15 protein-coding genes are annotated in these 14,258 nt (G+C 51.3%); 11 read left to right on the top strand and 4 right to left on the bottom strand.

The features are described from left to right. Positions 1–87: 87 nt before the first annotated feature. Positions 88–1,467 carry an aldehyde dehydrogenase gene (locus tag GSF01_RS16230; protein ID WP_159886013.1) on the bottom strand — a complete coding sequence of 460 codons (1,380 nt, stop codon included), beginning with the start codon at positions 1,465–1,467 and terminating at the stop codon, positions 88–90. Positions 1,468–1,684: 217 nt separating this feature from the next. On the opposite strand from GSF01_RS16230, the gene GSF01_RS16225 reads away from it, so the two are divergent. The 3 genes from GSF01_RS16225 (at position 1,685) to GSF01_RS16215 (ending at position 3,597) form a co-directional block, all read left to right on the top strand. Continuing rightward, positions 1,685–2,233, top strand: coding sequence for a peroxiredoxin (locus tag GSF01_RS16225; protein ID WP_159885824.1), 549 nt, complete (start codon positions 1,685–1,687; stop codon positions 2,231–2,233). A 109-nt stretch (positions 2,234–2,342) separates the two neighbouring features. Continuing rightward, positions 2,343–2,726, top strand: a complete 384-nt coding sequence (gene gcvH, locus GSF01_RS16220; RefSeq protein WP_159885822.1) for a glycine cleavage system protein GcvH — start codon at positions 2,343–2,345, stop codon at positions 2,724–2,726. 73 nt (positions 2,727–2,799) lie between these two features. Continuing rightward, positions 2,800–3,597: a peptidylprolyl isomerase gene (locus GSF01_RS16215; protein WP_235941550.1), complete on the top strand. Its 798-nt coding sequence runs from the start codon at positions 2,800–2,802 to the stop codon at positions 3,595–3,597. Between the two features lie 195 nt (positions 3,598–3,792). Here the strand turns inward: GSF01_RS16215 and GSF01_RS16210 are convergent, their stop codons facing one another. Together GSF01_RS16210 and GSF01_RS16205 are read right to left on the bottom strand one after the other, a co-directional pair. Then, positions 3,793–5,766 (bottom strand): glycoside hydrolase family 15 protein, encoded by a 1,974-nt coding sequence (locus tag GSF01_RS16210; protein WP_159885820.1) that lies wholly within the window; start codon positions 5,764–5,766, stop codon positions 3,793–3,795. Positions 5,767–5,922: 156 nt separating this feature from the next. After that, a complete protein-coding gene (locus tag GSF01_RS16205; protein ID WP_159885818.1) occupies positions 5,923–6,135 on the bottom strand; it encodes a hypothetical protein in 213 nt (70 codons plus the stop codon). Between the two features lie 467 nt (positions 6,136–6,602). Here GSF01_RS16205 and GSF01_RS16200 point away from each other — a divergent pair, with 467 nt between their 5' ends. The 5 genes from GSF01_RS16200 to GSF01_RS29690 all read left to right on the top strand — a co-directional run bounded on the left by GSF01_RS16200 (position 6,603) and on the right by GSF01_RS29690 (position 11,732). Then, positions 6,603–7,031, top strand: coding sequence for a hypothetical protein (locus tag GSF01_RS16200; RefSeq protein WP_159885816.1), 429 nt, complete (start codon positions 6,603–6,605; stop codon positions 7,029–7,031). Positions 7,032–7,349: 318 nt separating this feature from the next. Then, positions 7,350–8,180, top strand: coding sequence for an RNA polymerase sigma factor SigI (gene sigI, locus GSF01_RS16195; RefSeq protein ID WP_159885814.1), 831 nt, complete (start codon positions 7,350–7,352; stop codon positions 8,178–8,180). Further along, complete coding sequence (locus tag GSF01_RS16190) at positions 8,177–9,835, top strand: anti-sigma factor domain-containing protein (RefSeq protein ID WP_201305415.1); 1,659 nt, start codon at positions 8,177–8,179, stop codon at positions 9,833–9,835. The genes sigI and GSF01_RS16190 overlap by 4 nt, the downstream gene beginning before the upstream one ends. A gap of 713 nt (positions 9,836–10,548) precedes the next feature. Continuing rightward, on the top strand, positions 10,549–11,511 hold the full coding sequence (gene ltrA, locus GSF01_RS16185) for a group II intron reverse transcriptase/maturase (RefSeq protein WP_235941549.1): 963 nt from the start codon (positions 10,549–10,551) through the stop codon (positions 11,509–11,511). Then, a complete protein-coding gene (locus GSF01_RS29690) occupies positions 11,508–11,732 on the top strand; it encodes a group II intron maturase-specific domain-containing protein (protein ID WP_328803688.1) in 225 nt (74 codons plus the stop codon). Before ltrA ends, GSF01_RS29690 begins: the two co-directional genes overlap by 4 nt. Before the next feature lie 125 nt (positions 11,733–11,857). On the opposite strand, the gene GSF01_RS16180 is transcribed toward GSF01_RS29690, so the two are convergent. Beyond that, positions 11,858–12,280 carry a hypothetical protein gene (locus tag GSF01_RS16180; RefSeq protein ID WP_159885812.1) on the bottom strand — a complete coding sequence of 141 codons (423 nt, stop codon included), beginning with the start codon at positions 12,278–12,280 and terminating at the stop codon, positions 11,858–11,860. 601 nt (positions 12,281–12,881) lie between these two features. Here GSF01_RS16180 and GSF01_RS30050 point away from each other — a divergent pair. The 3 genes from GSF01_RS30050 to GSF01_RS16170 all read left to right on the top strand — a co-directional run bounded on the left by GSF01_RS30050 (position 12,882) and on the right by GSF01_RS16170 (position 14,135). Next, positions 12,882–13,013 (top strand): hypothetical protein, encoded by a 132-nt coding sequence (locus tag GSF01_RS30050; protein ID WP_268893718.1) that lies wholly within the window; start codon positions 12,882–12,884, stop codon positions 13,011–13,013. A gap of 169 nt (positions 13,014–13,182) precedes the next feature. After that, a complete protein-coding gene (locus GSF01_RS16175) occupies positions 13,183–13,695 on the top strand; it encodes a hypothetical protein (RefSeq protein WP_235941547.1) in 513 nt (170 codons plus the stop codon). Then, a complete protein-coding gene (locus tag GSF01_RS16170) occupies positions 13,686–14,135 on the top strand; it encodes a thioredoxin domain-containing protein (RefSeq protein WP_159885810.1) in 450 nt (149 codons plus the stop codon). The genes GSF01_RS16175 and GSF01_RS16170 overlap by 10 nt, the downstream gene beginning before the upstream one ends. Positions 14,136–14,258: the final 123 nt, after the last annotated feature.

Genomic DNA, 14,258 nt, shown 5'->3' with positions numbered 1-14,258 from the left:
AAGCAACCGGAAGAAGCTCTCGATCCGCATACGGATGATCGGGAGCTTCTTCGTGTTAGGCTAGTGGCGACGAGCTTGCCGCTGCTTTTATTTCAGCAGCCTTCTGACCCACTTCAGCTTGTCGCCGTAAGGGGGGAAGGCGAGCCCGGGTTCGAATCTCGTGCTCTTCTTCACGATGCTTTTGCGATGCGAGAAGACGTCAAAGCTGTGCTTCCCGTGATAAGCGCCGATGCCGGAGCTTCCTACGCCTCCGAAGGGAAGATGGGGATTGGCCGCATGCATGATCGTGTCGTTGACGCAGCCTCCGCCGAATGAGATGCGGCTAAGCACGCGCTCCTCGACATCCTTGCTCTCTGTGAAGACATAGAGGGCCAGCGGCTTCGGCCGGGATTGAATCCCGGAGATGGCTTGCTCCAGGTCGCGGTACGCAAGAATAGGCAGAATCGGCCCGAAAATCTCATCTGCCATCGCGGCATCCTCCCATGACTTCGCCAGCAGCAGCGTAGGCTCGATATACAGATCGTCGCGAGACGAGCGCCCGCCATACGCCACTTGCGACCGGTCGTGCTCCAGGATGGAGGCCAACCGGTCGAACTGGCTCGTGCTTACGATCCTGCCGTAATCTTCGCTGGTAGCCGCGTCCGGGCCGTAGAAGCGTACGATGACCTCCTTCATCCTGGCCAGCAGCTCATCCATGACGTCCTCGTGAACAAGCACGTAATCCGGTGCGATGCAGGTTTGTCCGGCATTGGTCAGCTTGCCCCAGATGATCCGTTTGGCTGCCAGCTCCAGCTTGGCGGTCGCATCGACGATGACGGGACTTTTTCCTCCGAGCTCTAGAGTAAAGGGGACCAGATGCTTGGCGGCGGCTTCCATGACGATCCGGCCTACAGCTACGCTTCCGGTAAAAAAGATGTAGTCGAAGGCCGCATGGATCAGTAAGGAGGTCGTTTCCTTGTCTCCTTCGATAACCCGGATATATGAATCCTCGAAGGTCCCGCTTATGATTGTGCGGATAACCGCCGATACGTTTGGGGTATTCTCTGAAGGCTTGATCACGGCGCAGTTACCGGCGGCAATCGCTCCGATCAGCGGCTCCATGACCAGTTGGAACGGATAGTTGAACGGGCCGATGATCAATGCCGTACCATAGGGCTCGCTGACGATCCGGCTTGAGGACGGGAACAAGTGGAGCGGAGTCGGCACCTTCTGCGGCTTGGCCCACTTTCGCAGGTTCTTCCTCATGCTGCGGAGGCTCTGAAGAACGAAGCTGATTTCCGTAGTGAACGCCTCGAACTCGCCTTTGCCCAAATCCTGACGGAGAGCGGCTAGCAAGTGCTTCTCTTCGCGTTGTATCGATTCCTGCAGTTTGTGCAGCTGCTCCAGGCGGAAGGCCAGATCTCGCGTTCGGCCGCTGTGAAAAAAATGCCGATGCTCCTGAAGCAGAAGCGTCAGGCTGTCTTCGATCAGGTTGCTCATAAGGTATCCCTCCGGGATCAGATCAGATACTATCTATTGTAGACGTGGGAAAGCGAACGCACAAATCTAGGGGCCATAACCGAGCAATGGAATCCTATATTATAATAATTATAAAGAGATAATGATTATAATCTTGACATTGATTGGAACGAATGATACGATTTGTCTTGTGATAATAATTATCAATAGGGAGGAATATGGGAACATGGCAGAACGTTTGGTAGGTAAACCGGCTCCGGACTTTACATTGGAAACCGTACTGGGCGACGGTTCGGATTTCGGCAAGGTCTCCCTTTCTGATTACAAAGGCAAGTGGCTCGTCTTGTTCTTCTATCCGCTCGACTTCACGTTTGTTTGCCCGACTGAAATTACGGCAATTAGCGATGCGGCAGAGCAATTCAAGGCGGTTAACGCTGAAATCCTCGGCGTATCGGTAGACAGCAAGCATTCCCACCGTGCATGGATCAACACGCCGGTTGATTCGAACGGTCTGGGCAAGCTGAACTTCCCGCTGGGCGCCGATATTACGAAAACCGTCGCACGCGACTACGGCGTATTGATCGAGGAAGAGGGCATCGCCCTTCGCGGCCTGTTCATCATCAACCCTGAAGGCGAATTGCAGTATCAAGTCGTTCACCACAATAACGTGGGCCGCAGCGTGGAAGAAACGTACCGCGTCCTTGAGGCTCTCCAGTCCGGCGGTCTGTGCCCGATCGGTTGGAAAAAAGGCGACAAGCATCTGGTGGCGAAATAAGCCGCCTTACATACGACTGAACCCCCTCGGTCTGCCGATACAGGCAGGCTTGGGGGTTTTTGCACGCTAAGCGCGCAAGCCGCGCTCAAGAAGGAAGGGGCCATCGCAGATGGAAATCGTTCAAGACTATCAATATAGCGAGAATCATATCTGGGTTCGCGTCGAAGGCAGCCGGGCGACGATCGGGCTGACGGACTTTGCACAAGAGGAGTTCGGAGTCATCGTGTTCATCGAGCTGCCCCCGGTAGGCGAGAGCCTGAAGGCCGGCGAGCCGCTGGGAAGCATGGAATCGGTAAAAACAGTAACGGAGCTGTATGCGCCTTTATCCGGCCAAGTGGTGGACTTCAATCGGGAGCTCGGTAAAAACCCCGGGCTGATCAATACGTCTCCCTATGGGCAAGGCTGGATATTGACCCTCGACATCGCGGATGCCTCCGAGCTGGACAGCTTGTGGGACGCGGCCAAGTATGAGCAGACGTATGCTCACGAGTAAAAGGTTATGCTGAAAATGGCTTTATTCAGGTAGAGAAGAAGTTATTTTCATAGGAATGGGAGATGACCCGGGCTTGAAGGAGAAGCTGAAGTATACGGCAGTCGGCATCGTGCTCGGAGCCATGCTGACTGCCGTCGCGGGCGTTAGTGCGGCGGGCGGACAGCAGATCGAGGTGTATGCCAAGAAACTGAGGTTCATGTTTGACGGCAAGGAGAAGATACCGGCGGAGGGGACGCCGTTTATTTACGAGGGAACTACCTATGTTCCGCTGCGCTTTATGAGCGAGGCGCTCGGCAAGCAGGTGCAGTACGACGGGAAGCGCGATACGATCTGGGTCGGCAATCGGTACGCGAAGCCGCCGGAGATGGCTATCGACGCAAGCAAATCGTATACGGCGACGATAGAGACATCGAAGGGGCCGATCGTCATTGAGTTGTTCGCCAAGGATGCGCCGCAGACGGTGAACAACTTTATCGCGTTGGCCAAGGACGGCTTCTACGAGGATGTCGTGTTTCACCGGATCATTCAAAGCTTCATGATCCAGACCGGCGATCCGTCTGGTACGGGACGCGGCGGCCCGGGCTACCGCTTTGCTGATGAGTTGGGCGGCAATCATCGGTACGAGCCGGGCATCGTAGCGATGGCGAACGCCGGCCCGGATACGAACGGCAGCCAGTTCTTCATTTGTACCGGAGACGACAGCAGGAATCTGAACCAATCGCCAAACTACACCATCTTCGGCAAGGTCAGCTCGGGTATGGACGTTGTCCAAGCGATCGCCGCCGTTCCTGTGCAGATGAGCGAGTCGGGCGAAGCGAGCGCTCCGACGGAGACCGTCAAAATGCTATCGATACAGATCGAGGAGAAATAACAGGGCCCATGGATAGGGGCCCGGGTCCGTCCGATGCTGGAAGCTTACGGGGCTACGGGTTCGTTAGGCGGCAAGCGATGGAAGGATCCCAAAAAGAACAAGCCAGCGGACAACCGCTGGCTTGTTCTTTTTGAACGAGGTGTTGCTGCTGCCTGCAGATTGAAGCAGCGGCTGTGCACGGTCAGACGAAGCAGCTTACTTGTCCGCTTCAGCAAGAAGCTTGTTATACTTCTCCGTATACTTCACGACGGCAAGCACATAGGTCGCATGTGACCAGGTAAGCGGAGCGACCGATACCGGATCTCCATTGAACGGATCCAGCTGCTCGGACAGAACGCCGCTTTCCATCGCATGCTTCACAACCCATTCCAGGGTGCGGCGGGGGGCTTCCAGCTCCGCCAGCGTTTTGGCATACTCGATCTCCCACTCCGCAATCCAGAGCGTACAGATGATCCATGGATTGCCCGGCACATTCGCGATATCCGACGAGCGCTGGAAGTAGTAGTCGTGGTGGTACCTGGCGACGCCGCCGATCTCCGTCTTGATCGTCAGATGCTCGCGATTGGCCTTCATCGTACTGACAACGCGGGGATCATCGGCAGGCAGCACGCCGAATTCGAAAATCCCGTAGACGCTGCTTTCATACGTACGGTCCTTCACCCATTGTCCGTTCTCCATATACAAGCCGCGGACGAAGCGCCCTTCCTCTTCATCCCACAGATGCTTCAAGATCCCCGACTTGATCTTCTCGGCATTGTGCCGGTAGCGGCTGGCGCGTTCTTCGTCGCCGAACAGGCTGCAGAAGTTCGCCGCGGCGATCAGACCGCCGTAGACGGCAGAAGAGGTGAAGGTGAAGATGCCGTAACGCTCCTCCCATAGATCGTAGCTGGGCTTGGGCAGCGACAGGTCATGCTCGATATAGCTGGACATGAACCGTGCGGCACGGCGGATCAGCGTACGGTAGAGGGATTGCGGCAGCTCAATGTCCTCGTGGCGGGCATAATCCTGCCAGAGGGCGAACAGTACGAGCGCCGTCTCATCCTCTTGAATAGGCAGCTGCATGCTGCCGCCGTTCAGATACGGGTGCCAGCTCGATCCGACCGTCCCGTCCGGGTTGTATTTGTGATGCAGGTAGCCTTCCGGCGATAACGCATTCGCGCAGAAATGGAAGAACGGCGTAATCATGCCCTGATAACCTGCCATCGTCATGGCATAGGCGATCAGCGCTCCGTCGCGGGGCCACATGTAGCTGTAATGATCGCGGTTGGAGTGCATGATATCCGAGTCGTTCGCGGCGATAATGGCGCCGTTCACGTCGGTTTGCGTGCGGACGATAAGCAGGCTTTGCTTGTACAGGCGCACACATGCCTCGCTTAGATTGCCATAGTCGCGCTTGGATTTGTTGACCCAGCGCTGCCAGTAAATTTTCGCCCGCTCCAGCAGCTTGTCGGGATGGCTTTCCTTGACGTAGGCGTCGAGCTTTTTGACCTCCTCGAGGTCCTTGCCGGCCGTCATCCAGTAATATAGCGCTCCGTCTTCATTCGGAGGAACGTGCAGACGAAGCGAGATGGTGCTGTCGACCGACCCTTGCGCGATCGCATTGCCCGAGAGCTGGCCGTCCTCCGCATCGCGCCAGGTGCCCTCGGCGTTGTAGAACCGCTTTACCCCCGTCGTATACTGGTACAGGCCTTCATTCCCGGTCAAGCCGTTGAACATGAAGTAGCGGTCTTTCTTATAGTGAAACACGGTGTTATTAAGCGGGTAGTAAGCGGCGGTGTCTCCGACTTCCGTTTCGTTGATGACAAGATCCTGGTTGAAAAACATCCGAACTTCGCGGACGCTGTCCCAATGGTTGTGGACCACGATGCGCTTCAGATAAATATCTTCGCGCTGATGAACGCCGTCGTTGATTAGCAGCGTAATGCCCAAGTGGTAATGCGATGCCCGCACCTCGGTGACCAGCGAATCCTCCACGTAGGAAAGTTCGAAGTTCCATTCGGGATCGGACAGCCAGGTAAAGGTGTTATCGACCCATAAACCGATACGGCATTGATAGCCGCCGACATGGTTCAGCTGCCCTACATAGGGATAGTACAGGTCGCGCATGTAGGTGTTGCGATCCAGATTAATCAAGAACTTGCCGTTCCCAATGACGAGATGTCTTGGCATGCATCCACTTCCTTCTTATCCAGAATGCTTTCTCTCTTTTAAGATACCGTTTTCTGCCAAGCGGGTCAATCCATGAAAATGGATGAAAACAGGGCATAAAAAAATAATCTCCCGCCATTAGGGGAGATTCGATTCATTCGCCCGCTGAGGATCTGGTCAGTCTTGGCGCGTCAGTTGGGGCTGGACCGCCGTCATTTTCATAATCATATCGTAACGGTTCGGAGACTGCAGCAGCAGACGATACTGGTCGGGCTCAATTCCGCTGCATGTGAGGGTTTGCCCCGTAAAGTAGTGAATATGCATCTGCGATGCCTGATCATCGTAGTGCACGTACGGGATTTGCTTGGAACCGATCGAAATCACCTTCATGAAAAACCTCTCTCCTCTCGGGTAGCCGCTGTACTTTCATCTATATGACATACTCACCGATTGTAGAAGGCCATTCAGGGAGGTCTTATCCCCTTCGGAGAGGTACTTCTCCCGGCATGCAGCTTGCTGCAACATCTGCGCGGCGTACTCCGTCAGGTAAGATGAATACTAGAGAATCCGTGTAGGAAAGCCGTGATCATAAAGCCGTATCCTCGTTTCATACAGTTGGAATAGGACAGCGATACCGTCATGCGGCGCTCGCCTGGTTGACTAGGTTTGGCTAAAGTTTTTGCGTAAGCGCTGCAAATTATGCGCCAGGCGAGGAAATCTTGCTTGCCATGGCGGCTTTGTCGGCAATAGGCAACATTTAACTTCAAACGTACGGACAGAAAAAGCAGGATTATTGACGCTTTTGGTCGAATAAAGGGTACAGGGACAGAAGAAAGTGAAACGGAGGGCGAATGTGAATGAGTTTTTGTTGCGGAGCCAGTATGTTGGGGACTAAGGGAACGCTAAAACATATCCGAACGCAGATTCACAATGTGCCTCTGATGTTCTGCCCGGTATGTCATCGCGTAGAAGTCCACCATCTGGTGGAGAACGAATATGAGATTTTGGCTGAGTATGCGCATGGGGACGGCGCCCCGGAGGTTGATTTCGCTGAGTATGTCGAGCAGCGCGATCAGTCGGAGCTCCTTGAAAACTGCGTGAATCATGAGAACGAGGAGCCCCTCGAGGTCGTGCGCAGCCAGGTCGATATGGCGCTGGATCTGTTGACGGTGGCCAAAGATATCGGGGATGCCGAGTGGGAAGAGCAGTTGAAAAAACGGCTTCATGTGCTGAGCCAGCGCAGGAACAAGCTCAAAAGCAAGAAAACGATACGCGGACTGTCCTGATAGCCGCATACCGAAAAACGTCCCTTATGCCATACGCTTGCTCGGCCTTGGTTCCTAAAGGCAGAGAGGGCTTGGCGTGCGAACGGCTGTATGAAGACTGCGGTCTGGACTTTCCGACCGCGTATCTACAGGCGGGCAGGGGACGTTTTTTTCATGTCGCGAGGGCTGTTTACCGGCTGTCCGAGAGCTTGCTTCCCGCTGTCATATATTAGGAAAAAATTCGCTTGAAAATATAAGGTGCAAATAGGCCGGATGGCGAGGAACATACCCCCGCAATCCCATAGAGAACAGCGAAAATTTTAGTGTGAGGTGGAACGGTTGCTGCTTGTTTTATTCAAGAAATTTTTAGGAAAACGTCAGACAAACCACCCGGCTCCCGGAGAGGCTGCCACTCCGGAAGAGATTGTCATTCGGATTCAAGAAGGTGATCTGCGCTTACGCAATCAGTTTATTACGGACTATCAGCCTTATGTAGCCAAGGTGACAAGCCGTTTTTGCAAACGGTACGTAGATCCGGCACGGGATGACGAGTTCAGTATAGCGCTCGGCGCCTTCAACGAGGCAATCAATCAATTCTCCCCGCAGGCGGGACGTTCGTTTCTGGGGTTTGCCGAACAGGTGATGCGCCGCCGGCTTATTGACTATGTTCGCAAGGAGCAGCGATTTGCCGGACAGATTCCTTACAGCACATTCGAGGTCGAGGATGAAGAGGATCATACGATAAATCCTATCGAGATCCACCAGGCTATCGAGAATTACGAGAAACAGAAGGGGATGGAAGAAAGACAGGGTGAAATTATCGAGCTTAGCCGGGTTTTGACGGAATTCGGCATCCGTTTCGAGGAACTGGTGGATGCAGCCCCGAAGCATGATGATTCCAGGCAGGCCTTGTTCGGTATTGCCTTCAAGCTTTCCGGGGATATGGAATTGATGAAGCTGATGCTGAACAAGAAGATGCTGCCGATCAAGGAACTGCTCGATCAGGTTAGCGTTTCCCGCAAAACGCTGGAGCGCAACCGCAAGTTTATCATCACCGTCGCCTTGATCTACAGCGGGCCGTTCCCGTATCTGAAGGATTATTTGCATATCCGGGACGTGGTGGAGGAAGAGATGGAAAGTGAAACAGAGAGAGGGGGGGACGCGAATTGAATAAAGGCATTATCATGGAAATAACGAACAAGCATTACATCATTATGAGGCCCGACGGCAGGTTCGAGCGTGTCTCCCGACGGAAGCGTGCCTGCCAGATTGGTGAAGAGATCGAGTACGAAAGGGCCGGCGCCGGTTGGAAAAGACCTTCAGTCGCAGCAAGATTGGCTATTGCCGCGGCGGTTGTGTTCTGTCTGGTGGTGTTCGCCAGCTTCAATGGCAAGCTCGGCAGTCCCGAGGTTGTCGCCTACATAACCATGGACATCAACCCGAGCGTCGAGATCGGAATCGACGTTCAAGAGAACGTATTGGAGCTGCGCGGACTGAATGATGACGGAAACTTATTGATCGAGATGGTGGATTTTAAGGGGAAAAACCTGGAGCAGGTTACCGAGCGACTGCTGGACAATGCCGAGCGCGATGCTTTGGCTAGAGGAGAAGGGGAGATCGTCATCTCAAGCACGGTCGTGCAGCCGGACAGCCAAGTGAACGACGAATCGATCGCCGAACGCATGAAGCAGCAGGTAACCAAGCACATCGAGACCACTCACCCGCAGCAGGCCAAGCAATATCAGGTGGCTGCCTTTGCAGCCCCGGCGGAAGTGCGCGAGGCGGCAAGCCAGAATGGAGTTTCGACGGGTAAATACACGGTCTATCTGAACGCCAAGAACAGCGGAGCGGATGTGACGCTTGATCAGTTCAAGAAGGAGTCGGTCACGCAAATTTCCAAGTCCAAGCCGGAGGTGGCTCAGTCCATCCAACCGGACCGCGTTCCGTCGAAGGCCGACCTGAAACAGCTTGTGCAGGACGAAAAGACGGGGGAACTCGATAAAAAGCTGACGGAGAAAAAAACCTCGGATAAAAACGGAAAGAGCACGACAGGCAATAAGGCCGATCAAAATAAAACGACATCCAGCGGTAAGGCCGGCACGGGCAGCAATCAGAATGGAAATTCCTCCAATGCGAAGGACGATCCTAAGAAAACAAATGGTTCAACCGGTAAAAATGGCAACAACCGCAACGATGACGATGACGACGATGACCGGAAGAGCAGCGGGAACAGCCGGAATAACAAGGACAGCGATAAGGACGATAAGGGGAAAAATTCCTCCAGCACCGGCAAGCCCGGTTCCGCGGTAACCCAGCCAGGCTCCTCTAAGCCAGGCACATCCGGGTCTGGCGGTTCCCGCGACAAGGATGACGACAAGAAAGGCAAGAACGATCCGAAGGAAGAGGCCAAGCGGGCCGAGGAGGCGCGCAAGAAGGCCGAGGAACAGCGCAAGAAGCAAGAGGAAGAACAGAAGAAGCAAGAGGAACAAAGAAAAAAGCAGGAAGCTGAGCGGAAGAAGGCTGAGGATCAGAAAAAGAATCAGGCAGAAGAGCAGAAAAAGAAACAAGACGAAGAGCAGAAAAAGAAACAAGACGAAGAGCAGAAAAAGAAGCAGGCTGAAGAGCAGAAAAAGAAACAGGACGAAGAGCAGAAAAAGAAGCAGGCCGAAGAGCAGAAAAAGAAACAGGCTGAAGAGCAGAAGAAGAAACAGGACGAGGATCAGAAAAAGAAGCAGGCTGAAGAGCAGAAAAAGAAGCAGAACGAAGAGCAACGGAAGCAGGAAGACGCCGGTAAGAAGAACGGCTCTTCCGATGGACGTTCCTAGGACAAAAGAGGCCGAGAATCGGCCACGGCGGATCATCCGGAGCACTGATAGTGCTCTTTTTTTTCGTGCTGCGCGCCTAGCCAAGCTAGGCACAACTAGCCGGTGGAGGTCCGGTCGAGGTAAGAGCCAAGTCGCCTCGTAGCTGACGGGCAGCTGGTGGAGAGATCCTAAGGTTGAAGCCCCGTGACAAAGTAACTCCTGCGGGAGTGCGAGCAAATATGCAGGCCATAACATGTAATCCTGCCGCATCGTTAAAAAGAACCTGCAAAGGACAAGAGAGAGCCGAGCCTTGAGCATATGGGCGAAGGCCATGGAACGCGTGAAGCTCTTGGAAACGCAGCGCGGAAGAACTCTCCGGTGTAAAGGGAACGGCATGCCCAGAAAGTTGTGTCTGGAACTAGGGAGACCCTCCCCCGCACGGCAGAATACCGAAAAGAGCAACCCTATAAGCCCGAAAGGCGAAGTGGCAAGCTGTGGGAAGGGAGTCGGAGGGGGCCATACTACCTGTGAAGTGAGGAAAACAAAACCTCACGGAGGGAAGGGCGGCGAAAAGCCAATACCCTACTTTGGTCACGTACCGGAGGAGGTAAGAGTCAGTGAATGCAGTCAAACCTGCTAACTACACCAAAGTATAAGCTCAACAACTCCATAACGTACTATACCTTGCAGCCAAGGAAAATCCGAGGCGGCGATTTCATGCGCTGTACGACAAAGTGTACCGCAGCGACATCCTTTGGGAAGCATGGAAACGGGTCAAAGCGAACGACGGAAGTGGCGGAATAGATGGCATGACCATCGACCACATTGTCAAGAACGTCGGCGAAGAGAGTTTCGTCAACGAGATCCAAAAGACGCTACAGAATGGGGATTATCATCCAATGCCCGCAAGGCGTAAAGAGATACCGAAAGCAGACGGTAAGATGCGTCCACTCGGTATTCCTGCCATACGAGACAGAGTTGTCCAAATGGCAACGAAGATGATCATCGAGCCGATCTTGGAAGCAGATTTTAAGGACTGCTCGTACGGCTTCAGACCAAAGCGAAACCAGCACGGAGCAATTAAACATATTCGCCGGGCGGTGAAGAAAGGCGTCTATTGGGTCGTTGACATCGACATTCGCGGCTACTTTGACAACATCGCGTACGACAAGTTGATGCAACTGGTAGAACAACGCATCAGCAACCGTCGGGTGCTGAAGTTGATTCGTAAATGGCTAATGGCGGGATTCGTGAAAGATGATCAGTTTCACGAAACCGAACTCGGTAGCCCACAAGGTGGGTCGTCAGTCCGTTACTTTCAAATCCGTCTGAACTACCTGGACACGATTCGGGAGAAGAAATTTACGGAAACAGGGACACTTGTGCGATTCGCCGATGATCTCGTCATCCTGTGCAAAACCAAAGAACAAGCGCTGAGGGCGATTGATGTCCTCAAAACGGTATTCGGAAAACTGGAACTGGAAATGAACAAGGAAAAATCCAAGCTCATCAACCTGTGGGATGATAAACAGGGATTCGACTTCTTGGGGATGCACCACCGGAAAATACCAAAGAAGCTGAAAGGGAATAAAACGGTCTCCCTTCTTCGCAGCTATCCATCAAAGAAGGCGATGAAGAACATGAGACAGAAGGTGAAAGTAGCGACAAACCGAGAAACCGTCTGTTCTGGACGATGAACAAGATGGTGGAAGAGGTAAACCCGAAAATTCAAGGGTGGAAAAACGATTATGGGTTCGATTCCTTCGCCGATAAATTCCTGAACAAAATCGATTGGTACATCCGAAAGCGTCTCACATTGTTCTGGAACAAGAAAAGCAATCGTCGTAATAAACATAGCAAGTCTAAGCAAATCGCAATGGCGGCTCAATTCGCAGGACTTAAGAAACTCGTCGGATAGGAATAGTACCGTAAAGCTGAAGAAAGAAGAACATCGGAAAGCCGGATGAGGGGAAACCTCACGTCCGGTTTGATGAAGGGGGAGCTGGAAAAGTAAATGGAGGACTTGCGTCCTCCAAAGAAATTTCAGTTCTCTACTCTACTCGGCCGAATGCGCAGCTGGCAGCCGTCGTCATAGGCAAGCCGATCGCTCCCGATCGCATTCGCCGGAAGCCCAAGGCCCTGAGCGCAGCTCCGATACGCAGCCGGCGACAGCCATCGCCGGCCTGCCCGATCGCGTTGGGACGCATCCTGAATAAGCTTCAGGAATACAATCATCAGCTCTTCCAAATAGTTGGCCGCCGCCGTTTCCCGGCAAGTTGATCGGGCCGGGGCGCCTCCGGTAAAACCTCTAGGGACCGGAGCAGCAGCTCCGACTTGCAGCAGACCGCCGTCTGAGTAATTGAACCGAATGCTTGAGCTGCAGTTGCTTGATGAAGCCGCCCGCCGGCGCGAAGAAGGGGAAGCCGGGCTTCTTTCAAAAGACTGCAACGCGATTTGATGTGCCATTCTAATACTTTTCAGTCTAGAACTCTATTATCTATATCCAGGGGTCCTGCCAACAATTTAACGAAAATATACGCTAAGCCTTCCGTTGCGGGCGGCTTGGCGTTTTTTCATACTCAAAGCTGGTCTGGTTGACATGTCCCGGACTAACCGGTCATTCAAACTTATATATGAATGTAACTTATGACTGACTTTAAGTGTCTAATATATTGCATGGGAAAATATGGAAGATAGTAGGCGTTGCTTAGAGAGACTTTGAAGGTTTTTAGTACTGTTATTGTTGGTTGAACGTTTTCTTTTAAATTTTAGAACAATCACTAAGTATACTTAATTGCGGGTTCAGCTGAAGTAATCCGCACAGGAGGGCTTAATTAATGAAAAAATCTATTTTAGTAACAATGTGTTTAGCCTTAACTTTATCGTTCTCTTCTTCTGCTCTCGCAAGTAATGATTCACAAAAATCTAATATTACTTGACTGTTGCAAAAATTTCGCTGTCGAATTGATGATTTTTACTGTCAAGATTTTAGAACCTTTGTCGAACGTTAGAATAGAAGAAGGACATCAAATCCCTGCGACAAAACTGGAACGAGCAGCAGTCAGATTTGACGCTTGGGGATGTGGTGCGCCGCATCCGAGAAGAGTTTTTTGGACAGATCATCGTCTATGTGTATCAGCAGGCTCTCGAAAAGAAACCTCTTTTCGATATTCTCAAGCAACTCAAGCTATCTGCCTGAAACGATGAATTGCCGATTACACTACAGGTCTGCCCATTTAGCTACATTTCAATGAGAAATTGCAAGGTTCAAGAAAGTTATTGACATATTTTGAAAAAAGATGTACATTGAAATTGTAAAGATTTCCTTTAAATACAAAAAAATGAAAGAAAGGAGTGGATATACTTACATGAGCGAAAACAAGTTTTATAAGGGTATTTTGGAAGTAGGAGACTATGTTTCCAACGTTTCAATATATGGTAGTGACAACGAAGAAGTAAAACTCTACGATTTGATAACTGATCATTTGCTTTTGTTCTGTTTCACAACGGATTGTGAAAGTTGCCTAAGCTCTATTGAGGCTTTAGACATATACTTATCAAAAATTACAAATAACACATACAATGTTGCTGTATTGATACATACTGACAATATAAATCTACCTGTCTTCAAAACTTTTTTTGGCGAAAAAATCCCCAAAATATATACTGTCCCTAAAGATACGATGCTTAAAAAGCTGAGAATTCGGTACTTTCCAAGAGGCTATGCTTTGAACAAACTTGGACAAGTTTTAAGGGAGAACGGTGCAACGAGTGACTATTGGCTTGAAAAATTATTAGAACCTATTAGTATACTGCCATCGCAAAATTTGTCTGAGGTAGCAGGATCTTCAGAAATTGGGGGGCAAATAGCATGTCCTTAACTGATTTAAAGAAATTGTTTGCCAAAGAGAATAGAAAAGCAAAGCAACTGCCTTATGGAAAAGATGAGTTATTTCCCAGCGATCTAATTTCTCATTTTCCCAGTACTGAAAACTACTTAATTGGATTTCTCTCTTTGGGCTGTTCGTTTTGCGCTAAGTTGTTGCCAAAACTACAGGAATTTGTAGCAAATCTTGATCACGAATTCATTCTAGTGACAGATGGCGAGCCTGAAGAAAACGAAGAAATAAAAAAATTTTATAACTTTTCTTTTATGGTTATCTCATATGAGAATTTCTCTTCTTTTAGAGTGACTAAGACCCCGTTCTTTTACAAAATCGGCAATGGCAATAAGGTTATCAGTGGTTTTCAAATTGACACCATAGAAGAGTTACTAAAACTTAGGGAATTGAGCCAAGATAACCTTTCCTTTTCAAAGTAAGCGTCAAACCCAACCCACCTTCTACCTCACGGCCAATCATGAGAAGATAAGGGCAACCCAATCAAACAGGAGGTTGCCCCATGTCGAACAAAGAGCAGCGTCGAAAGGAATGGTCCGGACGTA

Source organism: Paenibacillus puerhi, assembly GCF_009846885.1.
Classification (GTDB): domain Bacteria; phylum Bacillota; class Bacilli; order Paenibacillales; family NBRC-103111; genus Paenibacillus_G; species Paenibacillus_G puerhi.
This window is presented reverse-complemented; position numbering and strand designations above follow the sequence as displayed.